This window comes from Brevibacillus sp. JB24b (assembly GCF_051713385.1).
In the GTDB taxonomy this organism is placed as follows: domain Bacteria; phylum Bacillota; class Bacilli; order Brevibacillales; family Brevibacillaceae; genus Brevibacillus_B; species Brevibacillus_B laterosporus.
In genome coordinates, this window is sequence record NZ_JBNVQV010000001.1 from 4644458 (window position 1) to 4670470 (window position 26013).

Here is a 26013-nt window from a genome sequence, read left to right on the forward strand (position 1 = left end):
TTACGAACATATTTTCCCTTCAGAGCATCCATACAAAAAAGCACGCCTATAAGCGTGCCTTAGCCATCATCATTGCCTTTTGATAAATTTTACGTAAAGGAACATCGTGGTCTTCCGCTAGTTTGGAGCATATCTCAAAATCAGGGGCAATTTGTACACAATCCCCATGATAAAACCCCAGCTTCACTTCCACTTCCCCCCACTTTGTTTTTACATCCAAAATCTGTTCAGTTAAACGGTGACAAGTAACGGGAAAATAACGTATACCAAAGGTTGTCGTCTCTTGAAACATGATGCTTTTCATTATCTGCTGTTGACTTTCGTAGCACATCACCTGCAACATGAGACCAGGCCGATTCTTCTTCATCGTTATTGAAAAATAGGAAACATCTTTGGCTCCAGCTGCATACAAGCTTTGCATGGTATAACCCAACCATTCTTGAGGAGTATCCTCTAGATTGGCTTGTAAGAGAATCATTGCCTCATTTATACATGAGTCATGTTTATTTTCCGTATGGCCAGCATTAATTACATTTACATCTTCATTTTCAGGGCCAATAAAAGCTATATATATTCCCTTGCCACTCCACACCCTTTGTATTTTGCCAGGAGGAGGACTTGCGACCGAGAGTACTCCCATCCTTTGTAGCCACCTAAGAAATGGAGCGCTGCACGCTTCCCCTTCCTCTTTCTTCCTCCATTTTTTAATATATTGACCTACTGCCAATTGGAGTATTGTGTCATTTATCATATCCTCTTCCGGGAGAATCAAATGACTTACCATAACTTGACAATCCTCAGGTATTCCTATTTCAAGCAGAGCATCCCAAGCCTCCGCTTCCTTCACGTCCCACTTACTTGTATCGATAGATGAATCAACTATTTTCGAAAAAAACAGACTTTCATCTATCCGAAGTTGCTGCCACAGTGGTAATAGCGACGTTAATTGATAAGCTCCTTCTCCCCCGATAAAAACATATTGTCGGACCATATAAAGCACCCCCTTTCATTTTATTTTTAGAGGGCCTTGAACCCCTTCATTCATTACCTAAAATTTGTAAGAATAGTTCATAAGCGTATCGGTCATTCTACTATAAGGAGACTAATGGCTGGAGGGAGACGTATGCGTTTTCTACGCCTTTATTCATGTTGGATGATAGCTATTATCCTTATTGCTCCATCTCAGGGGTTAGCAGCATCAATTCCAACTAAGGCACCATCAACTTCCCCTGCTAAGTCAGAGAGGGATGAGCGTATGGAATTATTTATCGAATATGAAGCATTATATGGAATTCCATGGAAATATGTAGCTGCTATTGATCAGTATGAACGAACCATTAGAAAGAAACCAAAAAACACTGAAGCAGAGTCTACAAACAAACGCCTTACTGCTATCAGGGTTCCCACTGAATTATGGTGTGGCGTTTTTAATCCTGATTCTAATGACAATAATTTAACATCAATTACCTTCTTTCATGGGATCGGATTAGATGGTTCCGGAGATGGTGTAGCTGATCAGGATAATGATCGTGACGTATTAACTAGTCTTGTTCGTTTCTTAGGTACCTATGGTTTTAATTCCGATGATTTTAAGATTGGTCTATGGAACTATTATAAGCGTGATTCAGCAGTAAGAACCATCATGCACTTCTCACGAATCTATGAGAAATTCCAAACACTTGAATTGCATGACCATGCTTTTCCTATTCCCAAACGGTTCTCTTATAGTTATCGCAGTACGTGGGGAGACCCACGTGGCTGGGGAGGGCGACGCATTCATGAAGGTGTCGATATTTTTGCTGGATACTCTACACCGGTGATGAGCACAGGCTATGGCGTGGTTGAGGTATTAGGCTGGAACCGCTATGGTGGGTGGCGTGTAGGTATTCGCGATATCGACAATATTTATCATTACTTTGCTCATCTATCCTCTTTTAAAAAGGGGCTAAAAGAGGGGGATATTGTTGTCCCTGGTGAAGTAATTGGCTATGTAGGCAGTTCTGGTTACGGAAAGCCTGGTACCTCAGGTAAGTTCCCACCTCATCTTCATTATGGAACGTATCGGGACACCGGAAATAATGAATGGGCTTTTGATCCCTATCCGCTGTTAAAGCGTTGGGAAAATCAGAAAAAGCAACCTAAGCCTATTTACAAATAACCTTTAGTAACACCCTGATATGAGGAGAAGCTCCTGCTTCGTGTAGCGTTGCAGGAGCTTCATTTGTTTTTTACTGCTATTTCTTTTTAGAATTGCGTCCTAATCGAGTCAGACTTTGACCGTTTTTGCCTGTCAAATTTGAATCAGTGCCTTGTTTTTGATCCATATTTTCTAGACGACGTTTTCTTTTCCACGAGCGTATCAGAATAAAGAGAACGATCAGAACCGTAATGGCAAAAACGATGACTGCCATCATTGCCTGTCCGTCAGTTGTACTTGCATATTCATACAAGCCCTTCACCTTATTCACCAGTTGAGATTTAACCGGGATAGGTGCTTCACTTGTGAGAGGTAGTAGTACAATATTACCGTTCGTGGTTAAAATGTCTGCTTCTTCTGTAGATTCCGCCGGTATTCTCTTGGGATCTCCCATAGCTGTTGTTGCCTCTACCAGCATTTCTGGTTTACTAGCGCTAATGACTAAGGCTGCTTGACCTTCTTTATTTATAAAAAACTGCTGAATGCTTGCGCCATTATCTTGCAAAGATTCAAGCACAGGAACCTCATCACTAGAAAGCCCTTTTGGAGTAGCCTTGATCTGCAAGTCCTGCTCCTGCTTCCATTGATTTAGTAAATCCCCTTGATTGCCTAATCCATCAGCCATACATGTTCATTACTTTTTTCAAGTGTTTTAGCACCTTGTTTAAGCATTACTTGTATGTCATTCACATTTTTCATAGCTCCTGCTGTCAATTGAGCCAGTGCTGTCAATTCTGTACTAGTTGGTTCTGTTGATAACAAAGCTGTTGCCTTCACTTGGTTATTCTGATCCACAAATAAATTAGGGAAACGGGAAAGCTCCGCTGTTCTCAATGACTCATGCTTAACTATAAACCGACTTTCAGGTAAAATGCTTACGAAATGTTCCAGGCGATTGGTTACCTCGTCACAGCCTGTATCTCTACTATTTAAATTAGCTTGAACCACTACTTGTATTGGTTCTCCCGTACGTAAAGCTGACGGAAAGGGAATGAAAGCTTCTTTTGGCTTACCTGTTGTTCCTTCTAAAGGGGTCGTATCACTGGTATTCCATTAATAAGCACTGTTATTGAGCTTACTTTCTTATTTACCTGCTCAGAATGTTGATACACCAGACGAAATCCAGCACCTTTAACATACTTCCAGTCAAGGTGGTGTTGGGAATTGATAGCTCGTTGATTCACTATAGACGTTCGACAGTGTTACCTGATGATACCCTAAATCCTGGGGGGTAAGCTTCTGTTGTCTTCCATAATCGTAAAATTCACCCTTAATTTCAGCTGTTAAAAATGCTACAAAGCATTTCAATCTTACTGTTTGAAAATAGCCTCTGCAAGCGATTTTAGCCCATTCGGGTAAGAGTAAATGTTGGTAATGCTCTGACTAAATAAAGGTTATCTGACATACGGGATATACTATTGGTATCTGTGAGAATAGAAGAAAGAGGAGGGTTTTAGGTTGAAAATCTTTTTAATTGAAAATGGAACCATGACATCAGTTGAAGACGTAGAAGAGACAACCCGCCCGCCTGCTAACGGTTTCTATTGGATACAGGCCCGTTTATTTGATCTGGACATACTGCAATCCTTGTTTGGTTTGCATCCACTAGCCATTGAGGATTGCATTGATGAAGAAGAGCAACGCCCCAAACTTGAGGTTTATCATGATCATTACTTTATCGTTAGCAATAGTATTCAGTTTCAAAATCAAGATATTTTTCTGCGAGAAGTAAATATCTTTCTTGGAGGGCATTATGTCATTACGGTCAGTAAATTTGAAATAAATGAGATTCGTATTTTTCCCTCCATTATTCGTGAAGAAGAAATTCATTCATCCGATTCCTTCTTGTATTTTTTCATGGATCAGCTTATAGAAAGCTACTTTGATGTGATGGAAGAAATTCAAGACCTGATTGAAAACTTAGAAGAGCAGGTTTTAATCAAAGCAAAAAACGCTCATCTTTCACAAATTGTTGGCTTACGCCGGGAAATTCTGTATGCAAAAAAGATGATGGCTCCACAACGCGAGCTCATTCATGCACTTCAAACGATGGATTTATCTCTGATCTCTCCTAACCTACGTAAATATTTCATTGATATTCATGAGAATGCAGTGAAGATTGTGGAGAATTTTGAAACATTTCGAGAGTTAATTGGCAACGTACGTGAAGCTTACCAATCATCTGTTTCCAATCGAACCAATGAGATTATGCGCATTTTTACAGCACTAACCACCATATTCATGCCTTTGACTGTTGTGACAGGCATTTATGGAATGAACTTTGATGTGATGCCAGAACTACATACACACTATGGCTATTTTTTCGTCTTGATCATTATGTTCACATTAGCTACTACAATGTATGTTATTTTTAAAAAAAGGGATTGGTTATGAATGGAAAAAAGTCTATAATTTAGAATAAGAGGTATATGAAAGGGTTTTCTTTTCCCTTGACATTTTTTCTTTCTTCATCTTTCTTACGATTGAGAATCTCTTTATGGCTGAAAGGGGATTGGAGATGTCAAATATACGCACATTTAGTATTGTCATTGTAGGCGGAGGAAGCGCCGGTATTATGGTTGCTGCTAGGTTATTGCGCGCACGTCCCTCCCTTCGTGGAAACATTGCAATCATTGATCCTTCCGATAAACACTACTACCAGCCCTTGTGGACTTTGGTGGGAGCAGGTGTTGTATCAAAAGAAAAAACAGAACGAGAGGAAGCCTCCCAGATTCCTAAGGGTGCGATTTGGATCAAAGAGTCTATAGAGTTCTTTTTTCCTGAAATGAATCAAGTACGTACAGCACTTGGGGAAGATATTCAATATGAATATTTGGTCGTGGCCGCAGGAATTGAGATAGGCTGGGATAAAATTAAAGGGCTTCCTGAAGCAATTGGAAAAGGCGGGGTATGCAGCAATTATTCTTATGAACACGTTTCTTATACGTGGGAATGTCTGCGCACTTTTGCAGGAGGTACTGCCATTTTTACTCATCCAAATACACCGATTAAATGCGGGGGTGCCCCCCAGAAAATTATGTATTTAGCTGATGATCATATGCGGAAGGCAAAGGTTCGCTCTCAATCTCAAATCATTTTTGCTTCAGCTAATGCGAGGATTTTTGCCGTCAAAAAATATGCAGATGCCTTACAGAATGTTATTAACAGAAAAAATATTCATACAAACTTTAGGTGGAATCTAATAGAGATTCTTTCAGATAAGAAAGAAGCTTTATTTGTTCATCTTGATACAAAAGAGTTACATACCCTTTCCTATGACATGTTGCACGTGGTGCCACCTATGTTCCCTCCCCGTTTTATTCGGGAAAGCCCTTTAGCTGACGAATCTGGTTGGGTAGAAATCGATTCGGCTACCCTACAGCATAGACGCTACCCAAGCATTTTTTCTCTAGGAGATTGTAGTAACCTTCCAACTTCTAAGACTGGGGCTGCTATTCGAAAACAAGCGCCTGTGCTCGTTGCCAATCTATTGGCTGTCATGGACCAGCAATCCTTATCCGCTCGATACGATGGATATACGTCTTGTCCACTAGTAACAGGCTACAATCGCGTGATCCTAGCAGAATTTGATTACAAGCAAGAACCACGCGAAACGTTTCCCTTTGATCAATCAAAGGAAAGGTATAGCATGTATCGAGTAAAAAAAGATTTGCTTCCTCTCCTTTACTGGCGAGCAATGCTGAAAGGGCGAATGTAACCCTTGTTCCACCATTTTCATTACAAAATAAAAGGAGGAACGATTATCCATGTTATTACGTTACTTTTATCATGAACAATTAGCTCAAGCTTCCTATCTTGTAGGTTGTCAACGAACTGGTGAAGCCGTCGTCATTGATCCTCAAAGAGACATTACAGCTTATCTACGTATTGCCCAACAAGAAGGTCTGCGTATAGTAGGAGCTTTAGAAACTCATATTCATGCAGATTTTGTATCCGGAGCAAGAGAGCTCGCCCATCAGACTCAAGCTACTCTCTATCTGTCAGGAGAAGGGGGTCCTGATTGGCAATATGCGAGACTCGATGGTGTTGCCCATCAAATTATCTATGAAGGAGATACCTTGTCCGTTGGTAATCTACGTTTAGAAGTTATGCACACGCCAGGACATACACCGGAAAGTCTGTCCTTTTTATTGAAGGATTATGGCTCAGCCGGACCACAACCCATCGGAATATTTACAGGAGATTTTGTGTTTGTTGGCGACGTAGGTCGTCCTGACTTGCTCGAAAAGGCTGCTGGTCAAGCTGGTACTGCTAAGATAGGAGCACGCCAAATGTATAAATCTCTTCAACGTTTTAAAGAATGGGAGGATTATCTACAAATCTGGCCAGGTCATGGAGCGGGAAGTGCATGCGGAAAGGCGTTAGGTGCAGTACCTTCTTCTACGGTAGGCTATGAAAAGCGTTATAACCCTGCCCTGTCTTTCACAGAAGAAGCTAAATTCGTCACATGGTTATTAGACGGTCAGCCAGAGCCCCCTCGATACTTTTCTCGAATGAAACAAGTTAATAAACAAGGAGCAACCTTGATAGCCGATTTACCTCACCCCAAAGAATTACAGATAAATCTGGAAGTACTACAAGACATACGAACTAGCGAAGCAATCCTACTGGATACACGTCTTGCCTCCGTATTTGCCCAAAATCATTTGAATGGCTCTCTATCTATCCCTCATCAGCGTAGCTTCTGTACATGGGCTGGTTGGTTACTTGATGAACAAAGTCCTTTATATATCATTGGGGATAAAGAAGATCATCACCAAATTTTATCTGATCTCCGGGCAGTTGGAATTGACCACGTCACAGCAATAGGCGATAGTAATGCAATTCAAAAAAACATCGATCTGTCCCCCCTGCAAAAAGACATGCAGGAAATGGATGTTATGACAGCCACTCCACTTGTCTATCAGCAAGACGTCACCTTGATCGATGTACGCAATTCATCAGAATGGCTTGAGGGCCATCTTCCACATGCTGTTCATATCCCACTCGGCTCTCTACAGGAGCGACTAGATGAGATCTCCAAAGATAAACCTATACTTGTCCAGTGCCGTTCCGGTGCTCGCTCTGCAATAGCAGTCAGCCTTTTAGAATCAAAAGGCTTTGAGAACTTGATTAATTTAAAAGGTGGAATCCTCGCCTGGAATCAAGCTGGACTTGAGACAATTTCAACAAGCGTAACCATCTAAGCCTGTTTACTTTTTCAAAAATAAGCTTTTTAGCTAAGTGGCTCACAATCAGAAATGACTAGACTTAATTCCGTAGTTAGATCGATTTCAAATGGATGTACTTTTTCGTGGGCCTCGTTTTCTAAAATCCGTACAACTGGTCTTGAAGGAAATCCCGGATTATTTTTTATGATGACACCAGAGATACCGGAGCTTAACGTTACCCCCAAACCAACTGGATAAATAGAGATCGCATTGCGAAATTTTTCTAAAACATTATTACAAAATTGCGTCCCTGATCCTGCAAACAACAGCTCCGTAGCATCATGTGGCAGCATCGGCCGACGATAAACCCGATGACTTGTTAAAGCATCAAACACATCACATACAGCTAAAATTTTTGCATATGGATGAATTTCTGCTTCTTTTAATTGACGGGGGTAGCCGCTCCCGTCAATTCTTTCATGATGCTGAAATGCGCAATGTGCAGCTAGTAACGGAATTCCTATTTGTTTTCGTAATAATTCAAATCCGATTACGGTATGCTGCTTGACAATCTCATACTCCTCATCAGTCAAACGCCCCGGCTTATTTAATATTTCAGGCGGTATCATCATTTTACCTACATCATGTAAAATAGCCCCTAAGGCTAAATCAGCAATTTCCTTATCATTTAACCCCATTTTTAATCCGACTGATACAGTATAAATTGTTACGTTAAAGGAATGGACAAACACGTAGGAATCGACACCACACACCGTTCCTAGTAAATTCATTGCTGAATGATTATGTTTTAATTCATGAATCAGATTCATGAGCACGCCTCGAACACGCAGTCCCATTTTTTCTGCCGCAAACACTTGTCTAAATTTTTTAGGATCTTCACGAAAGGTTTCAAATGACTTATGGATAAATCCCATCGCTTCCCGTCGCGTCTGGTCGGAGATAATATCATCTATAAGAATATCAGCAGTATCCTCATCCTCAATATAAATGGAATGAATATTCATTTCTGCTAAACGTCCGATCATTCTCTGGGTGAGAGTAACGCCGTTTCCCACTAAAATTGTACCATTACTATTGTAGATGCTTCGTGCAAGCTTCATGCCCGTTTCACAGCGGGTGATGGACAATAATCGCATTAGTTTTTCCAAGCCTTTCCTAGTTCTAGAACCATTATATCTATATACCTATTAGTAATTTCGTCAAAAAGGAGGTTTATATTTACTATTCATATGAAATAAAGAGAAGTCTGGCTAAGGCTTATTAGCTTGTCCATCATCGTAAACCCCCTAGGCCCACAGGCAATTAGGAGGTTTTTTCCGCTTATGTTCGTTGTTCATGAGAGAGCATGAGTTCAATGGCATCGCTACCTTTTGTACCTATCTCTATACCCAAAGCCACTGAGCCATAAGTCACTGATTCCAAAGGAGCATCCAATAGTTCTTGTATCGTTTTTACTCCTGTTGCACGGCCTGCAATAATTTCTCGATGTGCTAACTTCTCATTTAATAGTCCAACATCAAGCGCACCACACATGATATATCCAATGTCCGTCGCTACAACCAGCAACGTCGTTTTTGGCAAGTAAACGGTAATGGCCTGAGCTACACCCGCGTTAAAATAAATCGGTTTCATTTCAATCATCGTACTCCTCCTTTCTTTTACGATATGAGCAAAAGAGAGAAGGGGTGTTTTTTCGAAACAGAATGTTACAGGCTACGCTACTAAAGCTTTATAAATCATTTGAACAGCAATCGCTAAGATCATAATTCTCAACAGGAGTATTAAGGTCTTACCCTTTAATTTATTTGCCACAATAGCTCCTATTGATCCCCCAATCCATGCTCCTGGGGCTAGACCAAGCACATAAAACCATTGGATATGGTCGTTTATAATATTGGTCGTTGAACCAACAACAGCCGATAAAAAGATAATGCACATGGAGGTCGCCGTAGCCATATGCGCAGGGAAACGATATAGGACCAAGAGCGCTGGCACCATCAAAATTCCTCCACCAACCCCAAACAGAGATGAAATGACACCGACGAAAAAGGCAATGATGATAGCAGATGTACGGTTATAGCCGTAGGTTCGCTGCTCGCCCTGCTCATCCAGATAGGTTTTAACAATCTTCCATTGGTTCGTTTTTGGTTTGAATTTATCTTTAATCAGTAACAAGATAAACATTGATATTTGAAACAAACCAAACAATAGATAAAACGAGTCACTATTCATCCATTTATTTACATAAACTCCAACAATTGCTCCTGGTGCACTACCAATAAAAAATAGTACAGCCGCTTGCACATCCACTTTTTTCTGTTTTAAAAAACTAATACTTGAGGATAAAGCTGTGATCGCAATGACTAATAGCGAGGTACCGCTCGCAATTTGTGGCGTAATGCTACCTGGGTCATACATATTGCCAAAATAAAGTAAGGCAGGAACGAAAAACATTCCTCCGCCAATACCGACCAGACTCCCCATTACACCTGCAAACAGCCCAATAAACATAAACAATAAAATAAAGAGTGCAATTAACATGATTTAGGCCTCTTCCTGGGCGTACAACGCCAAAATGTTGTTAGAAAAGCTCAAGTTGTCGAGGATTCAATCCATCTGGATCAATATCCAATAGTTGCATCATTCGTTTGGCGTTTGCTACAGCATCGCCCCCTGAATTATTATTGAATAGCACGATGACACGTTCCGTTTGCTGGCTTAATTCTAGTAGCCTAGGTTTCCATTCTTGTAATTCTTCCTCACTATATCTATATAAATATCTAACATCTCGCCAATTTGGCGCACCAGTATCACGCCAACCTGCCTTATTTCTCCCATGAAAGCGAACCAAAGCCTGTTTAGGAGAGCTAACCGCTGTAACAATAGGGACAGAGCCAGACCCTACCTGCGGCTCATCACAGACAACATGAACAGCACCCAGATTTTGCAAAAAGGTTAATGTCTTTTCTCTCCAAGTAGACTCAAACCAGCTTTGATGTCGAAATTCGACAGAGACAGAGTAACGTGAAAAATACTGAACACAATACTGAACGTATTGCACATGCTCACGTTTACAGTCAAACCAAGGTGGAAATTGAAACAAGAGTGTCTCTAATTTCCCTGCGTCAACAAGTGGTTGAATGCTATCTTCAAAACTCTTATATAATTCTAGCTTTTCACCACGCTCGATGTCACGCTGATGACCGGTCAACCCCTGATGCGGCTTCACAATAAAACGGAATGCATCAGGGGTTTCCTTTACCCACGTCACATAATTTTTTTGTGGTAAAATAGCGTAAAAAGAGCTATCCAGCTCTACAATAGGAAAATGGCTGGCATAAACAGACAACTTATCTTTGGCTTTCACACCCTGCGTGTATAAATCATCATGATCTCCCCAGCCGCATACGCCAATTTGAATGTTTTGGTTTTTGCTCAAGAGAAAACCTTCTTTCACTTTAATCTCAAAGGAGAATTTGTAGTTATGAAACACACGTTATTGGGCTCTCCCTTTTCCCATGTTGATCAGCCGATTCTTATTTCAAAAACACTAGTGTCCCAACTACTTGAAGCAGCTAAACAGCAGTTACCTTACGAATTCACTGCATTACTAGGCGGTCATCAAAACATCATTACGTCATTCTATCCTGCTTCTTCGGAAGTTGCCTCCACAGATACTTTTTTGTTAAGTCCTTCTATCTTTTTTCAAAGCATGGCTCACATGAAAGAACAACATGAAAGCTGGCTTGGCATTTTGCACACACATCCGCTCTCTCCAGCCGTCCCTTCCTCCCTAGACATACATGGATGGCATTATCCGGATCTTTCCTACTGGATTTTGTCATTTGCATCTGAGAAACCCGATTTAGCTTTATATCAAATCAGACAGGGACATATACAACAGCATTCATACGCGATAATCTAACAGCTCCCAAACTCCTCTGATTAGCTTTTACACTCGTATAAATTTCTCCAATTGCCCACGCCTATTTTGTCCGGCAGAAATTCTTTCCATATTAGTTTACTCCTTTTTTCGACAATCCTCAAATGCGCGGACGTTACATAACCCCCCTTGTAAATGAGCAGAATAACAATAGATTTTTGAAACGGGCTTCGTTTAGTAAATAATCTAACAATTGACGTTTGTTTATTTGTCTGATAGAATTTCATCGTTTGCCCAATTTAAACAAAACTTAGCAGAGACAAAAGGGAGGATTTTTCATCATGAAAAAGCTTTATTCGATCCTCGGTGCTGGTCTTTTGACATTCTCACTCGCTCTAAGCGGCTGTGGAACAAAAGCTCCTGAATCCGGTAACGCATCTGGAGAAGCAAAAAAACAAATAAAAGTAGGAATGGTTACTGCTACTGGTAACGTTAACGATAATTCCTTTAACCAGATGACATGGGAAAGCTTGCAAAAGTTTGGAAAAGACACTGGTGCAGAAACTCAATACCTGCAATCTGCAAGTGACAGTGATATCATTCCAAACCTAAATCAATTTATTAAAGAGAAATGGGATCTAACTTTTGGTGTTGGCTTCTTAATGTCTGAACATGTACAAAAAGTAGCAAAAGAAAATCCAGAAGCTAAAATCGCTATCATTGACTCTGTTGTTGACGCACCAAATGTAACATCCATCGTGTTCAAAGAGCATGAAGGGGCTTACCTAGCAGGTGTAGCAGCTGCACTAAGTAGTAAAACGGGCAAAATTGGTTTCCTTGGCGGTATTGAAATGCCTGTAATCAAACGTTTTGAAGCAGGCTTCACAGCAGGTGCAAAGGCAGCTAAACCAGATATTACAATCGTTTCTCTTTACACAGGTGCATTTGATAAACCTGACCTTGGAAAATCTACTGCTTCCTCTATGTTTAACCGCGGTGTTGACATTGTGTTCCACGCAGCGAGCTCTACAGGAGATGGCTTATTTAACGAAGCAAAAGACCGTCGCGCTAAAGGCGAAAACGTATGGGTTATCGGTGTAGATATGGATCAGTCCAAAGTATTTGGTGAAGATATCACAATGACATCTATGATCAAACGTGTTGATGAAGCTGCATACCGTGTATCCACTGATCTATTAAATGGTAAATTTGAAGGTGGAAAAGCTGTATCTCTTGGTTTAAAAGAGAACGGTGTTGGACTAGCTGAATCCACAAAGAAAAACATCTCTGAGGACGTTTGGAAAAAGATTGAAGAGTTTAAACAAAAGATCATTAATGGTGAAATTACAGTACCAGACAAGATGTAAAACCTTTTTATAAAAACGGCATTTCTGTTAGCTTTATGCTACGGCAATGCCGTTCTTTACTCATTTTCTTTGGAGGTACAAATAACATGAAAAAAATGATTAGCCGTGCGCTACCACTTCTATTAGTACTACCTTTAGCTCTAAGTGGATGTGGCAAACAACAACCAACAACACCTGCTGGGGATGTTAAAAGCGATGTAAAAATCGGAATGGTAACCTCTGTAGGTACCGTAAATGATAACTCCTTTAACCAAGGTACCTGGGAAGGGTTGCAAAAGGTAAACAAGGATAAAGGTGCTGAAGTACAATACCTACAATCCAGCTCCGATGCGGATATTATTCCAAATCTTAACCAATTTGTGAAAGAAAAATGGGACTTAACATTTGGAATCGGATTCCCAATTATGGAACATGTACAAAAGGTAGCAAAAGAAAATCCTGAAGCAAAGCTTGCTGTTATTGATACCGTCGTAGAAGCTCCAAACGTTACTTCTGTTGTATTTAAAGAGGAGGAAGGTTCCTTCCTAGCTGGAGTCGTAGCTGCATTAACATCAAAAACAAAGAAAGTCGGCTTTGTTGGTGGTATTGAAATCCCTGTTACTAAACGCTTTGAAAAAGGCTTCCTAGCTGGGGTAAAAGCGGCTGATCCTACCGTAGAAGTAAATGCTATCTACACTGGTGCATTTGATAAACCTGATGCTGGTAAATCCGCTGCATCCTCACTATACAATCAAGGTGCTGATATCTTATATCACGCGGCTGGTGCGTCCGGAGACGGCGTATTTAATGAGGCAAAAGCACGTAAAGGCAAAGGTGAGAACGTGTGGGTTATTGGCGTAGATATGGACCAATCTCTTGTATTCGGGGATGACGTGACGCTTACATCGATGATGAAACGTGTAGACGAAGCAGCTTATCTAGTTGCTACCAATTACATGACTGGTAAATTTGAAGGTGGTAAAACCCTTTCCCTTGGTCTAAAAGAAAATGGTGTAGGCTTATCTGAGTCTTCCCGTAAAAATATTTCTGAGGATGTTTGGAAAAAAGTAGAGGAATTCCGCAACAAGATTATCAGCGGTGAAATTAAGATTCAATAGCATAGGCTGATTATTCTTATACCACAGATTTCTTGTTATACTTACTCCTGATAAAAAAGCTCTCTTTCTGTGACTTCAAATACACACGAAAGAGAGCTTTTCTTTTTAATAGCAGGCTAATATCCGTACTATTTATTTCATTAGCTTTGCCACTGTTTTTAGCAACTCATCGATAACTTCCTGATCGCCTTCCTGGATGCGTTCAACTACACAGCTTTTCATATGACCCTCCAAAAGCATTTTACCTACGGAGTTGAGCGCAGACTGAACAGCAGCGATCTGGTTTAATACATCGTCACAATAGACGTCTTTTTCAATCATACCTTTAATGCCGCGAACCTGTCCCTCAATTCGATTCAGCCGTGATTGCAGATTCCCCTTTAGCTTTTCGGAATGATGACTAGTTCGCTCCTGACAACATCCCTTTTCCTTTTCATCAGGTAGAAGCTGTTGATTATCTACCTCCATTTCATTCCCCCCTTTTTCTCTTATTCTCTATTTTGTATACGTTATTCTATATTATTCTACATTATATCCTTGGTCATCAATTGTTTCTTTAATCGCTTCTACTGTTATTTTTGCCGAATCAAATGCTACATCCACCTCTGCCTCAGACAATCTAACCTTTACTGAAGCAACACCTGCTAAACTACCTACAGCTTTTTCAATCGCTTGCACACAATGATTGCACGACATACCTTGTACTTGTAATACGACATTTTCCATCTTGCTCAGACTCCCTTCCTTTTGTTACTTCCGCTATTATTCTCCTATATAGTACTATACCCCCCTAGTGTATGTAAAGGGTATTTCCTTCTTGTTAGATTTTATTATACATAATAAAACCCTCCTACCTCAATAAACGCGGTAGAAGGGTTCGTACAACTAATAAATCTCTAAAAAACGCTATAGCTTCAGCCATTTGAAAAAGCTGCTTACGATCCTATTTCTCTTGTTGAATCTGATCATCTAGCTTACTAACATCAGGAGCTCCTTGAATCATTTCTACGTCAGCATGATTTACATCTGCTGGTACTGATGCTTTCCCTTTTTTCATGAAGCCTTCAATCATCTCATTCATATCTAAGCCAGAGACATCCTTTAGCATTTCCGGTAATTGAGTCATTAATTTAGTGACATTGGTACTTAAACGATTTACACCGTCTCCTTGCCCACCACCAGTATCAATAATTGTTACCTTATCGATTGCTTTCATTGGCTCAGCGACTTTCTCTGCTAATTCAGGCAACATCTTCACAACAATATCTAATACAGCCGCTTGACCAAACTTCTCATAAGCTTCAGCCAGTTTACGCTTCCCTTCTGCTTCAGCTTCCAGCTTGAGTTGAGTTACCTCCGCTTCCGCTGTACCACGTGCTCTTTCTGCATCAGCATAAGCAAGACCTTCTAAGCGCTTTTGCTCTGCTTGAGCCTTCGCTTCTGCCTCGATACTATACTTTTTAGCATCTGCTTCACGCATTTTTTTCGCTTTCTCCGCTTCAGCCGCTTGCTCTACAGCATAGCGATCGGCATCCGCTTTTTTCTTCACCTCTGCATCATACTGACGCTCTCTACGCAGAATTTCTTTTCCCTCTAGTTCGATCTCTTTCTCACGGCGTACAATGTCTACAGTCATTTCCTCTTGGGTAACCTGTTGTTTCATTTTAGCCTGTTGCAAGGAGTACGCCTGATCGGCTGTAGCACGTGCTCTGTCTTGTTCTTGCTTAAACTCCGAAATTTTGAGCTCCTTCTCTTTTTCTGCTTCAGCAATGTTGGTCTCTTTCAATAATTCCGCCTTTTTAGCATGCTCTTCGGCTTGGGCCTGCTTGATACGAGACTCTTTATCAGCTTCTGCTTGAGAAATACTAGCATCTCTTTTCACTGCTGCGATTTGCGGAATACCTAGTGCAGCCAAATAACCATTTTTATCGCGAACGTCTTTAATGGTAAAGCTAACGACAGCCAAACCCATCTTTTTCAAGTCTTTGGCAGCCACTGCCTGGACTTCCTGGGCAAAACGCTCTCGATTCTTATAGATCTCCTCTACTGTCATACTTCCCAGGATAGCACGTAGATACCCCTCTAGTACCTCTTGTGCTTCAGAGCGTAGCGCCTCGTCTGGCTTACCCATAAATTGCTCTGCTGCTGTGGCAATGTCTTCGATAGATCCACCAACTTTAATAATTGCCACACCATCGGCCATCACAGGTACACCATGCTCAGTGTAAACCTCTGGCGTAGATACATCCAACTTATGTGATAATAAGCTTAAAAAGTTCGCTTGCTGGAAAATTGGTAGGACAAACGTACCCCCACCTCGTACAATTTTAATTTTGTTGCCTGATTCATCAGTTAATACGTTCTTACTCCCAAGTGCACTCCCTGTTACAATCATTGCTGCGTCTGCACCTACCGTTTTGTATCTTGCCCAAAACGCAATACCAATGATTACAAAAACAGCGATCACAGCAATAATGGGTCCAAGCACAATGATGTCAAAATCCATCAGCAAACATCCTTTCTATATGTATTCATAAAGCATTTATTCAAAGGGAATCACTTGTAGAACATGATCCTCTACTTTGACAACTATGACACGAGAACCTTGAGGAATAACAACCTGATCTTGACTGGACGCGATTTGGTTACTAGTCCCACTCAGCATTGTAATAATAATTTCACCATATCCACTTGCAGGGATAGTTGTAATCACTTCTCCAATTTGCCCTTCCAGTTGGGAAATTGAGTAACCTGTAGAATTTTCAGCGTTTTTCATTGGGCGAATCCAGATAAAATACCCCGCTGCAGCAAGTAATAGACCACTACCAGCTGAAAGCAATACTACACTTGTAATTGAAAGCAATGTAAAACGATGTAGAAGAAAACCACAAGCACCAAAAGCCGTAATCGCACTCACAACACAAACTGGTTGTAAAACAGGGCTCTCAACACCACCTGTTAGAGCGTGACTATGATCAACAAACAGCAGCACAATAGCAAACAAGAATCCAAGTCCTATACAACTAAGAAAAATAATATCCCATGTCCCCATGTAAACACCTCATCCTATAATTGAGTCAAGTGCGTAAAAGGGTGCAATAATTTTATCTTGCACTTGTTTATACGTTTCGATTGGCATACGGTTTCAAAATTTCCAGATAATTTCCATCATTTTTTGTGCTTTCCTTCCTTTTAATGTGAGGTCGTTTGTGCTTTTATCATACCTATTTCATTCTATACTTTCTCATCATACAAAAGAAACCTCTGAATCATCTAATTTAGATGACAGAGGCTCGATTCCATTCTAATGTGTTTACATCATTTTCTATGAAGATGGCTTCCAGTTCAGACCAACCATTTTGTTTTACAAACTCGGCTTCAGTGCGCCATAAAGGAACCAACATGTATATACTTACAAGCCTTTTTCCATCCATAAAATGCGCAAACCCTTCTGTTTCAAAAACAGGAGGTAAACAAATAACATGTGTAAAGCCATTGTGGGTCCCAAATGAACGACTACTAGGAAAGAGTTGCTCGTTAGTAGAGTTACTTATTTCTATTGCCTGCTGTATAATCTGTTCAATAAGTATCGGCAATTCTTTATGTTTTTCATAGGTGCTAATTATATACTCTGAGCCATTCTTTGTTGCGCAGCCACAAGTTGCATAAGTAAACCATCCGCGATTGCGATTACACGGGTAAAGAAGCACTGCTATCTCATCTTTATTTTGGTGGATAGAAAACTGGTCAACTGGTTGGTCATGAAAGAATGCTTGATAATGTGACTTGATCCACTTTCGCAAAGTCACATCTATTTGCTTATTTTTCGGCTCATCATTATCAATCTCTGGATACCTGTGTTTCTGAGAATGTTGTGTAGGGTGAGATTCTACCTCGGCAACCGCCTGCTCGACTACACCCATCCAGACCTTTAGCATTTCTGGCTGTTTGGTACACTCTTTCTTCTTAGATAAGAGATAGAGAAAGAAAAGCAGTAGCAGAAACGAGATTATCAGTAGCATTATTTTAAGTACAAACATCTTTCTCCCCCTCCCACTTATCATTATTCTCCTTATATAAGCCTATGCTACAACATAAATACAGTTCCAAAAGAAACTCGAATTCATCAAAAAACCCCTTGTCTTCAAGTTTCCTTGAACAACAAAGGGGTTTTAATCGTAGCAGTTATATGTCTTTAAAATAAGATGGGGCGATCGATGGGAATCGAACCCACGAGTGTCGGAGCCACAATCCGATGCGTTAACCACTTCGCCACGACCGCCATGTATGAAATTAGAGATAAAGTAAAATGGCGGACAGAGTGGGATTTGAACCCACGAGACGGGTCGACCCCGCCTACACGATTTCCAATCGTGCTCCTTCGGCCACTCGGACACCTGTCCATATGTTTCATACAAGAACTAATATAGCAGATTTATTTTAAAAATACAAGGGTTTTTATTGTATTTCTAAAATAAATAGTGTAAGCGGTTACCGAATGAGATGTAACCGCCATTTTTTTCAATTTATTCTGATCTTTCTTTTTGAAAAACAAGCTTAATCACCTGGTATAACAGCAATTGTGGAAAAGCAAACAACACGGAAAGAATTAGTGCGACCAGCTCTGCTGTCAATGGCTCAAAGTAAGCATCGCTTCCACCCATAAAATAGTGAGAAAGGACTATGGTTACAGCCATTGAAATAGCAATGCCCCCCAAAATATATCTGAATTTATTCACACACAAGGGCAATAAGATCATGGACACTAAATACATCCATGCGCTACCTTGTTTGTAATCCATATACATTGTGAGAAATAATAACGGAGAGCAAAAAATAATTGCCATTAAATTCCATATAGGAGATTGAATAAATTTCATGCTAACCAACACCTTGCCATTAACACTTTTTCAATATTCTACCATATTCTTCCGGAATTCACTAGCAGATTAACAGTTCAAATATGTTAGATGTCTATTCCAACCTTTCCCGATACCTAACGCTGACTATATACAGCTAGCGCTTCCTGAATATATACTCCTCTGTTTCTGTATACGGCATCGGATGCAAAAAAAAAACAGTGACCAGATTAGATCACTGTTTTTGTGTCACTACTTGAGAATTGTATAGCAAAATCAGTACAGAGATTTCGTTATGGCGCATCCTACTGCAAATCAATCCTGCACATTCTTTCACTTATTCCATTAAAAAGAGGTAGCTCATTCTATGAACTACCTCGCTTACAGATTATTTCTTACTGGAACCGGTTGTTTTCATTACTTACTCTTTGTCTGTTCTCTTCGATACGATCATCACATATAGCCACAAGAAGACAGGAAAAGCAAAAGCTACGATATAAGAAAAAGGAGGCAAAATGGTATTAAACAAGTTTATGTTCGTAAAATGCGGTTGATAAGACAAATAGCTCACTATAAAAATACCTAAAACCATATATAAATGTGACCGACTTCTTCTTTTCATAAGCTCAGAGATACTTTCTGTAACAAAAAATAGATAAGGAATAACCGATGATAAAAAGATTAGGATATAAAAAGAAACGTAGACAATTTCAAAACGCTCCAGAAATGAGAAGCGTATCGGTTTCACCAATGTTAGAGTAGGCCAGATATACTTTGTAATTTCATCAGGACTAAAAACTACATAGCAAATTAGTGTGATTTGTAAATAAATAAGCAAAGTGATTGAATTGGCAATAATAATGCCCTTTACTGCATATTGTTTATTTTTGATATATGGATAAAAGATATATGACAATTCAAAGCCTAAGAAGGCAAAAACTGAGATCCTTACGCCCTGAATAACAGGTCCCCAGCCCTCTTTTAGGATTGGTAACAGAAACATGATATGACTATGATGTAACGGAAAAAGGAGAACCAGTAATAACCATAGAGTTGAAAAAAACACGACAACCTGAAATCCGCTAATCATACGGATGCCACCACGTACTGCCATAAAGATGGGAACAAGAAATAGAACAGCAATAAAATAATTAGATGTATTTGGGAGTATCCATTCATTAATAATGTAGATACTCGAAATAAAAATAGAGAATGCACTGATAAAGGCATATATAATCCAGACAACTATAATAAATTTCCCTACTAAAGAGGAGAAATAGATATTGAGTATTTGTTGCATTGTCTTTTCTGGATGTTTTGACATGACCTTAATAATACATAAACTAACGACTGTAGCAAGAACATATCCAATGATAATGGAGATCCAGCCATCCGTTCCAGTTTCCTGCGCAAGCTCTGCAGGAAGCGTCAAAATGCTTGCTCCCAGCTCGATGCTAGTTAAGATTAAAATAAAATGTAGGAGAGAAATCTCTTTCTTCATGAACGTAGGCACTAACATGTCCCTCCTATTTCTAAACATCTTCCTTATCCGTTCGCTAGCAGGAAATTTGAGAGTATAACCTGTGTATAAAAGTAATATCCGCAGAAAAAGGATAGGATATTCCTATCACTAGACAAGAAATAAGCTTATGTAAGACAGTAGCATTGATTGTTAGAGCCTAGGATAAGGTTATGAACTATAATCGGTTAAAGAAAGTACTCTTTGTTTCACCTCTTCAGGCAACGGTTCCTCTAATAATCGTTTACAAACCTCTTGATTGGTACCATGCTCTTCCAGATATCCATATATTCTTTCTGCTTTTTGAATACGTCCTATCAGCTGATAGGCTACAGCCCAAACCTCAGGAGCACATACTGGAATACCTCTCCATTCATAAGCTGGTAAGCAAGGGAGATAACATATACCTGTCTTTGTTTTCACTGAAAAACTCCCCATAAAATCAATATCCTTCCCATTTAACTCCACTGATAAACGATAATGAGTATTATAAATACCATCACCAGAATTCTCTACTTTCACAGGATACTCCGTTAATGCTTCCCTCAACTGTTCTACTGATGCATCAGTGGTGAGATCGATATCGCGAAATTCCTTTTCCAGTCCTAAGCTGTATAACAGAGTACTACCACCTAAGGCAAAAGAAATATTTTTCCGATGTAGTTGCTCTGCTAGCCTTGCTACCTGTTCCAAAATTTCTTCCATTGAGACAAGCCTCCATTTTCTAGGTTCAATCTATTCTTACACTTGTTTAGCATAAATAATATCCAGCCCCCCTTTCAACATTAACAATGGAAATCGTACATGATAGAGTATCGTAGCTACATCGATACATGTTTGATGGGTGCGTGGAAGATAATAACTAACAGAAAAAGAGGTGAAACACAGTTGACAACAAAGAAAAAATTTTATCAGAAAAAACGATGGATGATTCTGATCTCTATCATTGTCATTCCTATATTACTTATATCCGTTACTAATCAGTTTACTCCTGCCCTTAAAGCTCTAGTAATCAAACAAATATTCGAAGCAAAACCGTTTGCATCACCTAAAAACATTGAAACGATTAAAAAGCAAGTTGTTGTAAAAAAAGATATTGTTTATGACGAGGCTGGACTTGAAAATAGTATTTTAGATATTTACTATCCCAAAAATTCCAATAAAAATCTTCCTGTTATTATGTGGATACACGGAGGTGGATTCATATCAGGTAGTAAAGAACAAACACAGGAGTACGGGATGTCACTAGCTTACGCAGGATATGTAGTGGCAAATATAAACTATGCAATTGCACCAGCTCAAAAGTACCCTGGTCCAATAATTCAAGCAAATCAAGCTCTGAAATACTTGCAAGAGAATATTGCTCAATACGGAGGCGATATGAATCGTTTGTTCATTGGAGGTGATTCAGCGGGTGCTCAAATCGCTAGTCAAACTGCAGCAGTAATCTCTAATGAAAAACTAGCAAAAACAATGGACATACAGCCTCATATTGATAACAAACAAATAAAAGGCCTTCTCTTGTTTTGCGGACCTTATAACATGTACAGATTTGATAACCCTCATGCATCTACATTAGGAAAGATTTTTTTTAATACAATGTTTTGGTCATATACAGGGGAAAAAGATATCAAATCATTCTCTAAAATAGATGAAATATCAACAGTTAAACAGATAACACCTAATTATCCACCTGTCTTTTTGACAGTTGGAGATGCTGATCCTCTTGCACCACATTCAGCAGATCTTATAGATGTTCTCCAAATAAATAACGTAGAAGTGGAGAGTGTTTTATTTGAAGGAACCAAGTCTGAATTAGGTCATGAGTATCAATTTGATTTTTCCTCTTCTCATGCTGAAAAAACATTAGAAAAAACAATCGAGTTTTTGAATAAGCATAGGAATAGGTGAAATTAAATCACTGAAAATATGACAACCCCTTTTACCGCTATTCATTAACGTTTTTCTGTAACCCTGTTCCTCAGTCCATACATTGTATGTAAATGAAGAAGTTACTGTTAGGTTTCCACATTCACCACCTCTTCTACAGGTAGCCACCAAAATACTTCATCGTTCTTGTACCTTTTCCTACGTTCGGTGCAGAAATGCTAAAAGAAATGAAAAAGAATCCGCAGAAAAATATGCGGATTCAAAGACGACATAAGTGTTGGGTGGACTGGCTCCATATCACTTTTAAAGAGATATTTCCACAATCGCGTATACAATGCAAATTACCACACCTCATTACAACACTTCTTTTCTATGAATGTCGAATCCTTTGACGAGTAAATGGAGGTTTTGACGAAAAAAGACCCCGCTTGGTCGATACTGGCGGGATTTGCTGATGTAAACCACTAGTTTACATGCATTGTTACCAATGGTTTCTTTACTAATTATTTCTTTATATGCAATGATGATACAAAAAGGGATGAATGAAATGAGTTTAGGTCAGCAATTGAAAAAGTTCCGTGAATTAAAGTCTCTTTCACAAGAAGATATAGCTCAAAAAATTGGTGTGACTAGACAAGCTGTCTATAAATGGGAAAATGACAAAAGCTATCCTGACATTGATAATTTGATTTTACTTAGCGAGTTATACAATGTAACACTAGATGAGTTAATAAAAGGAAACGAGAGCTTCAAAAAAAAGATAATCATCGCCGATAACAAAGATACTGGTTTGTACGTAGGATTTGTTATTATGTTTATAGGGTTGTTTATTAATGCTGGATCAATTTCAGCATTAATAACAATATTAGGAGTTCTGACAATGGTTTTTTATGATGACTTTAATAAAATAATAAAATCCATTTTTAGTTGGTGGGATAGCCAGAAACTTAGTTAAGGCTACTCGACAATAACATAAACACCCCATCATAAATCTTATTCGATGGGGTGTTTGCTGTATCCCTGTTCCCACAGCGATACATTGTATGTAAATCTAAGTGGTACTGCTGGGCTAGGATTCCACACCTACTACATCCTCTACAGGTATCCACCAGAAATCCTCGTCATTCTTCAGCTTAATCTGTTTGAATTGGGAATCAAACTTCTCTACCCAGCCCCAAGCAGATCCAATTACTCCCCTATCCCCTTTTGTTGCTTTCCACCAGTTGATTGTAAGAGCATAGTCATACTGTCGAGAGTCAGATATCCTGTAGCAAAATTCGGCTAGCTCATCCTCTTCAATGATCGGTTTCTCGATCAGCTTCTTATCCTCATGAAGCTGACGTAACATTTCGGCATGTTCTGGCAAGATGAATTTTGTTACAAGCGGATCAAGTATTTTGCTAACCATACAAACAACTCCTCAAATGCGAATATATGTTCTTATTCTATTAGATAGTGAGGAGATTATGCAATGGTTAGAAATGGTATTTACAAAATTAAAGCCCCCGCCATATTTAGCTGGCAGGGGTTCACTGTATCTTTCACCGTGGTATTTTGATTAGTCTTTGAAATCCAAATCCTCTTTGTTCTCGTCATAGATGATATTATCATCCCAGTATTCATCATAATCAATTCCAATGTAAGGCTCGTTATGCCATATCTTATAGTATACTTTCATGTTGAATCCGTTGTTAGACTTAGGAGATTCTATTTCCACTCCTTTGGTAAAACCAAAGTCCTTCATCACATAGAAATCCTGCCAAAGAAAAGAAGCGTTAACTACGTCCCATGTAACGGTATTTTTAGAAGGGCTGAAATTGGTCTCAATATCAACACTGCCACCTGTGTCCACTTCCCAAGTAACTCCCCCAGGTATTCCAATATCTATACTGGTTTTATTGTCCGTGGTTTGTGGCTGCGGGTTTAAAATCTCTATGTTTTTTAGGTGACTTATCCCCATCAAAATTAATTACGCCAAAATATTTAAGATTACCCGGGAATTCTTCTTTTAAAGAAAATTTAGACTTTTCATCCATTATATCAACGGATACTTTTTCAGCATTAGCAACAGTAGCTGTGACTCTGGCGCTCTCTTCGCTCAACTTATTGCTATTACTATTTTTAAGCAGTTTTAGAAACTCTTTTTCGTCATTTGCAATTTGTACGTTTAGAGTTTTTTCGGCAGCTGATAAGGTTCCATTTGGTACAGAAACCACCCCAACTAACAGTAAAGATAGTATTAATGAGCTTAGCTTTATAATCTTTATTAATAGTTACCATTATTTCTAGTAAATGCAAATAATAAAGGGAGTGTTTTATTGAATAAATTAGTAGGCTTTCTATTATTAGGCTTTTCGTTTTTAACAGTAGCAATTGTCTACTCTTTACATGAAATAGCCAACTCAATAAAAGAAGCTGCATCAGGTAACTTTTCGCGTGGAGGCCCCCCTGACTTTATTTTCATATTAATCGGTTTATCCGTATTTATTAGTATTTTGTGCTTCGTCTCTAAAGATAAAAAATGATCCCTTCACATCAAAAATAGCCCTCCAACGGTTTATTATGAAGTGACCCAGTAAATTGAGACGAGGAAAAAGCACCTCCTGAATCGTATTTCCAATATGATTCGAAGGAGGTGCTTCTTTATGGGACGTGCTACCGTTGGATACTCCCGATTGCAACACCCTTGTGGTGCTGTTGTTGATGTGGTATTTAATTATGACTACGTTGTCTTTGTTGACATCAGACGCATTTCCCTGGATGCTTAATGTGGTATTTTCCGTAAGGATTGGGTTGTCAATTAGTGATGAAAGGGTAAGTGTTGGATTAGAGTTATCGGAATACTCAATGGTTACTGAATAGCGATAGTTTTGCGTATAGCTATAGACCGCCGTAGAGGGTCTTGTTACCATACCAGAATACGTGCTAGTTGTCGTCGTACCTAAGCTCATGAAACGGCATAGAATCAACCAAAAAGAAGTATGCAAACGTGCAAGTGTTACTATCCTATCTCCGCATGCTCTACGGCACTCCCATGCCGTCCATCTTCTCGAATCGGGCGTAAATATAAAATGCGTGTCCGAGAGACTCGGACACGCAAGTGTTAAAGTAACCGCTGATACATATCTCCACGTCACCAAGAAGATCGAGGATGACGCTTTGAGTCAGTACGAACGGTATGTTCAATTTTAAAATTCCGGGCAAATTCCGGACAAACCCTATGCCAGAAGCCGAAAACCCTTGATACAACAAGGTTATCCGATACTTCCCTCCATCTCGACTATTCTTTCGCGAAACTAAAACCAAGAACCGCATAAAATGCACTTTTATACCGTTTGGCGCAACCCTTTTTAACTCGAAAATCATTATTTAAACGAAAAAACGGTATCAAGAGTGGTATCACGTCACTTTAAAATGGTAGAGGGGCTTTTCATTTCAGCCCTCTATCTTCTCTATCCTTGAGCATAATTCGTGCTGCCAGTCCATATCGTTCGTCATACTGGCTATCAAAGATAAGTTTTTGAGTTTTGCAATCTCCCAAGCTCTTTTAGCGTTTGCACTTAGACAATGGCTCATTTCTGTCATTTCCGAGTCAGTAAGGTCTCTCGTCTTATTGATAAACCAAAGCTCTGCCATACGTTGATGAACGATCCACATTCCCACCAGCTCCTTAATCTTGATGGTACAGTGTATGCACAGTTAACTTTGATTTTGCATGTCCAACTGTGATTTTTTTCTATCCCAAATTTGTTCAATTGTCCATTGCTTTTGTAATCCCTGTTCAGCAGCTCTTGCATTCAATACATCCATTATGTCGTAAGCCAACGCTAGATTAGGCACTGACTTATTCCTAGCAAGGCTTGTGATGGTATTTCGGCTTACTCCAAGTGTGTCAGCCAACTCCTGCTGTGACATGTCCAACATGACCAGGATAGCTTTCAGATAGCAGATCATAAAATCACCCCATAGCTCACTTCACTTTAGGGCTTGTCGAATCCTTTAGCGAAGA

The 26013-nt window shown here is 39.5% G+C and carries 32 protein-coding genes and 2 tRNA genes; 12 read left to right on the forward strand and 22 right to left on the reverse strand.

Annotation, left to right across the window (positions count from 1 at the left end; all coding sequences use genetic code 11):
* Nucleotides 1-46: 46 nt before the first annotated feature.
* Nucleotides 47-991 (reverse strand): nickel insertion protein, encoded by a 945-nt coding sequence (gene larC / locus ACQV1I_RS21735; RefSeq protein WP_116334922.1) that lies wholly within the window; start codon nt 989-991, stop codon nt 47-49.
* A gap of 132 nt (nt 992-1123) precedes the next feature.
* Here larC and ACQV1I_RS21740 point away from each other — a divergent pair, with 132 nt between their 5' ends.
* Entirely contained in the window at nt 1124-2158 is a 1035-nt protein-coding gene (locus tag ACQV1I_RS21740; protein WP_116334921.1) for a M23 family metallopeptidase, read from the forward strand.
* Between the two features lie 76 nt (nt 2159-2234).
* On the opposite strand, the gene ACQV1I_RS21745 is transcribed toward ACQV1I_RS21740, so the two are convergent.
* A complete protein-coding gene (locus tag ACQV1I_RS21745; RefSeq protein ID WP_116334920.1) occupies nt 2235-2822 on the reverse strand; it encodes a hypothetical protein in 588 nt (195 codons plus the stop codon).
* Nucleotides 2807-3145: a hypothetical protein gene (locus ACQV1I_RS21750; RefSeq protein ID WP_116334919.1), complete on the reverse strand. Its 339-nt coding sequence runs from the start codon at nt 3143-3145 to the stop codon at nt 2807-2809. Before ACQV1I_RS21750 ends, ACQV1I_RS21745 begins: the two co-directional genes overlap by 16 nt.
* Before the next feature lie 510 nt (nt 3146-3655).
* Between ACQV1I_RS21750 and corA the strand changes: the two genes are divergently transcribed.
* The 3 genes from corA (at nt 3656) to ACQV1I_RS21765 (ending at nt 7404) form a co-directional block, all read left to right on the forward strand.
* A complete protein-coding gene (gene corA, locus ACQV1I_RS21755) occupies nt 3656-4591 on the forward strand; it encodes a magnesium/cobalt transporter CorA (RefSeq protein ID WP_116334918.1) in 936 nt (311 codons plus the stop codon).
* Nucleotides 4592-4715: 124 nt separating this feature from the next.
* On the forward strand, nt 4716-5915 hold the full coding sequence (locus ACQV1I_RS21760) for an FAD/NAD(P)-binding oxidoreductase (RefSeq protein ID WP_094700934.1): 1200 nt from the start codon (nt 4716-4718) through the stop codon (nt 5913-5915).
* A gap of 49 nt (nt 5916-5964) precedes the next feature.
* Nucleotides 5965-7404 carry an MBL fold metallo-hydrolase gene (locus ACQV1I_RS21765; RefSeq protein WP_116334917.1) on the forward strand — a complete coding sequence of 480 codons (1440 nt, stop codon included), beginning with the start codon at nt 5965-5967 and terminating at the stop codon, nt 7402-7404.
* Between the two features lie 29 nt (nt 7405-7433).
* Here the strand turns inward: ACQV1I_RS21765 and ACQV1I_RS21770 are convergent, their stop codons facing one another.
* From ACQV1I_RS21770 to ACQV1I_RS21785, 4 genes are all read right to left on the reverse strand, one after another.
* A complete protein-coding gene (locus ACQV1I_RS21770) occupies nt 7434-8525 on the reverse strand; it encodes an HD-GYP domain-containing protein (RefSeq protein WP_201747436.1) in 1092 nt (363 codons plus the stop codon).
* A 184-nt stretch (nt 8526-8709) separates the two neighbouring features.
* Entirely contained in the window at nt 8710-9030 is a 321-nt protein-coding gene (locus ACQV1I_RS21775; protein WP_018673429.1) for a YunC family protein, read from the reverse strand.
* A gap of 72 nt (nt 9031-9102) precedes the next feature.
* Nucleotides 9103-9930, reverse strand: coding sequence for a sulfite exporter TauE/SafE family protein (locus ACQV1I_RS21780; protein ID WP_116334916.1), 828 nt, complete (start codon nt 9928-9930; stop codon nt 9103-9105).
* A 40-nt stretch (nt 9931-9970) separates the two neighbouring features.
* Complete coding sequence (locus ACQV1I_RS21785; protein ID WP_116334975.1) at nt 9971-10828, reverse strand: DUF72 domain-containing protein; 858 nt, start codon at nt 10826-10828, stop codon at nt 9971-9973.
* A 45-nt stretch (nt 10829-10873) separates the two neighbouring features.
* On the opposite strand from ACQV1I_RS21785, the gene ACQV1I_RS21790 reads away from it, so the two are divergent.
* The 3 genes from ACQV1I_RS21790 to ACQV1I_RS21800 all read left to right on the forward strand — a co-directional run bounded on the left by ACQV1I_RS21790 (nt 10874) and on the right by ACQV1I_RS21800 (nt 13736).
* On the forward strand, nt 10874-11314 hold the full coding sequence (locus ACQV1I_RS21790; RefSeq protein ID WP_104031968.1) for a Mov34/MPN/PAD-1 family protein: 441 nt from the start codon (nt 10874-10876) through the stop codon (nt 11312-11314).
* Between the two features lie 299 nt (nt 11315-11613).
* Nucleotides 11614-12639 (forward strand): BMP family lipoprotein, encoded by a 1026-nt coding sequence (locus tag ACQV1I_RS21795; protein ID WP_116334915.1) that lies wholly within the window; start codon nt 11614-11616, stop codon nt 12637-12639.
* A gap of 86 nt (nt 12640-12725) precedes the next feature.
* Entirely contained in the window at nt 12726-13736 is a 1011-nt protein-coding gene (locus ACQV1I_RS21800; RefSeq protein WP_018673424.1) for a BMP family lipoprotein, read from the forward strand.
* A 132-nt stretch (nt 13737-13868) separates the two neighbouring features.
* Here ACQV1I_RS21800 and ACQV1I_RS21805 read toward each other — a convergent pair whose 3' ends face one another.
* From ACQV1I_RS21805 to ACQV1I_RS21850, 10 genes are all read right to left on the reverse strand, one after another.
* The gene (locus tag ACQV1I_RS21805) at nt 13869-14204 is read right to left on the reverse strand and encodes a metal-sensitive transcriptional regulator (RefSeq protein WP_094700930.1); all 336 of its coding nucleotides are present in this window, start codon (nt 14202-14204) and stop codon (nt 13869-13871) included.
* A 51-nt stretch (nt 14205-14255) separates the two neighbouring features.
* Nucleotides 14256-14462, reverse strand: coding sequence for a copper chaperone CopZ (copZ, locus tag ACQV1I_RS21810; RefSeq protein WP_116334914.1), 207 nt, complete (start codon nt 14460-14462; stop codon nt 14256-14258).
* A gap of 217 nt (nt 14463-14679) precedes the next feature.
* Nucleotides 14680-16242, reverse strand: coding sequence for a flotillin family protein (locus ACQV1I_RS21815; RefSeq protein WP_018673421.1), 1563 nt, complete (start codon nt 16240-16242; stop codon nt 14680-14682).
* A 36-nt stretch (nt 16243-16278) separates the two neighbouring features.
* Entirely contained in the window at nt 16279-16788 is a 510-nt protein-coding gene (locus tag ACQV1I_RS21820; protein WP_116334913.1) for an NfeD family protein, read from the reverse strand.
* A 226-nt stretch (nt 16789-17014) separates the two neighbouring features.
* Complete coding sequence (locus ACQV1I_RS21825; protein ID WP_116334912.1) at nt 17015-17776, reverse strand: suppressor of fused domain protein; 762 nt, start codon at nt 17774-17776, stop codon at nt 17015-17017.
* Between the two features lie 166 nt (nt 17777-17942).
* Nucleotides 17943-18018 (reverse strand) — tRNA-His (locus tag ACQV1I_RS21830).
* Nucleotides 18019-18046: 28 nt separating this feature from the next.
* Nucleotides 18047-18139: transfer RNA gene (locus ACQV1I_RS21835), tRNA-Ser, on the reverse strand.
* 123 nt (nt 18140-18262) lie between these two features.
* Nucleotides 18263-18616, reverse strand: coding sequence for a hypothetical protein (locus tag ACQV1I_RS21840; protein ID WP_116334911.1), 354 nt, complete (start codon nt 18614-18616; stop codon nt 18263-18265).
* Nucleotides 18617-19016: 400 nt separating this feature from the next.
* A complete protein-coding gene (locus ACQV1I_RS21845; protein ID WP_094700926.1) occupies nt 19017-20108 on the reverse strand; it encodes a GerAB/ArcD/ProY family transporter in 1092 nt (363 codons plus the stop codon).
* Nucleotides 20109-20285: 177 nt separating this feature from the next.
* Nucleotides 20286-20819 carry a hypothetical protein gene (locus tag ACQV1I_RS21850; RefSeq protein WP_018673416.1) on the reverse strand — a complete coding sequence of 178 codons (534 nt, stop codon included), beginning with the start codon at nt 20817-20819 and terminating at the stop codon, nt 20286-20288.
* 183 nt (nt 20820-21002) lie between these two features.
* On the opposite strand from ACQV1I_RS21850, the gene ACQV1I_RS21855 reads away from it, so the two are divergent.
* Nucleotides 21003-22025, forward strand: a complete 1023-nt coding sequence (locus ACQV1I_RS21855; RefSeq protein ID WP_236645888.1) for an alpha/beta hydrolase — start codon at nt 21003-21005, stop codon at nt 22023-22025.
* Between the two features lie 526 nt (nt 22026-22551).
* Nucleotides 22552-22959 (forward strand): helix-turn-helix domain-containing protein, encoded by a 408-nt coding sequence (locus tag ACQV1I_RS21860; RefSeq protein WP_094700924.1) that lies wholly within the window; start codon nt 22552-22554, stop codon nt 22957-22959.
* Nucleotides 22960-23073: 114 nt separating this feature from the next.
* Here ACQV1I_RS21860 and ACQV1I_RS21865 read toward each other — a convergent pair whose 3' ends face one another.
* The 3 genes from ACQV1I_RS21865 to ACQV1I_RS21875 all read right to left on the reverse strand — a co-directional run bounded on the left by ACQV1I_RS21865 (nt 23074) and on the right by ACQV1I_RS21875 (nt 24220).
* Nucleotides 23074-23412, reverse strand: coding sequence for a YolD-like family protein (locus ACQV1I_RS21865; protein ID WP_116334910.1), 339 nt, complete (start codon nt 23410-23412; stop codon nt 23074-23076).
* A gap of 150 nt (nt 23413-23562) precedes the next feature.
* A complete protein-coding gene (locus ACQV1I_RS21870; protein ID WP_236645887.1) occupies nt 23563-23856 on the reverse strand; it encodes a hypothetical protein in 294 nt (97 codons plus the stop codon).
* Nucleotides 23857-23899: 43 nt separating this feature from the next.
* Complete coding sequence (locus tag ACQV1I_RS21875; protein ID WP_236645886.1) at nt 23900-24220, reverse strand: hypothetical protein; 321 nt, start codon at nt 24218-24220, stop codon at nt 23900-23902.
* A 102-nt stretch (nt 24221-24322) separates the two neighbouring features.
* On the opposite strand from ACQV1I_RS21875, the gene ACQV1I_RS21880 reads away from it, so the two are divergent.
* The 3 genes from ACQV1I_RS21880 to ACQV1I_RS21890 all read left to right on the forward strand — a co-directional run bounded on the left by ACQV1I_RS21880 (nt 24323) and on the right by ACQV1I_RS21890 (nt 25196).
* Entirely contained in the window at nt 24323-24529 is a 207-nt protein-coding gene (locus ACQV1I_RS21880; protein WP_094700921.1) for a hypothetical protein, read from the forward strand.
* A gap of 120 nt (nt 24530-24649) precedes the next feature.
* On the forward strand, nt 24650-24772 hold the full coding sequence (locus tag ACQV1I_RS21885) for a hypothetical protein (RefSeq protein WP_268878082.1): 123 nt from the start codon (nt 24650-24652) through the stop codon (nt 24770-24772).
* Between the two features lie 181 nt (nt 24773-24953).
* Nucleotides 24954-25196, forward strand: a complete 243-nt coding sequence (locus ACQV1I_RS21890; RefSeq protein ID WP_116334973.1) for a tyrosine-type recombinase/integrase — start codon at nt 24954-24956, stop codon at nt 25194-25196.
* A 243-nt stretch (nt 25197-25439) separates the two neighbouring features.
* On the opposite strand, the gene ACQV1I_RS21895 is transcribed toward ACQV1I_RS21890, so the two are convergent.
* A complete protein-coding gene (locus ACQV1I_RS21895) occupies nt 25440-25661 on the reverse strand; it encodes a DUF7667 family protein (RefSeq protein WP_116334909.1) in 222 nt (73 codons plus the stop codon).
* Between the two features lie 42 nt (nt 25662-25703).
* Nucleotides 25704-25958 (reverse strand): helix-turn-helix transcriptional regulator, encoded by a 255-nt coding sequence (locus ACQV1I_RS21900; protein ID WP_116334908.1) that lies wholly within the window; start codon nt 25956-25958, stop codon nt 25704-25706.
* Nucleotides 25959-26013: the final 55 nt, after the last annotated feature.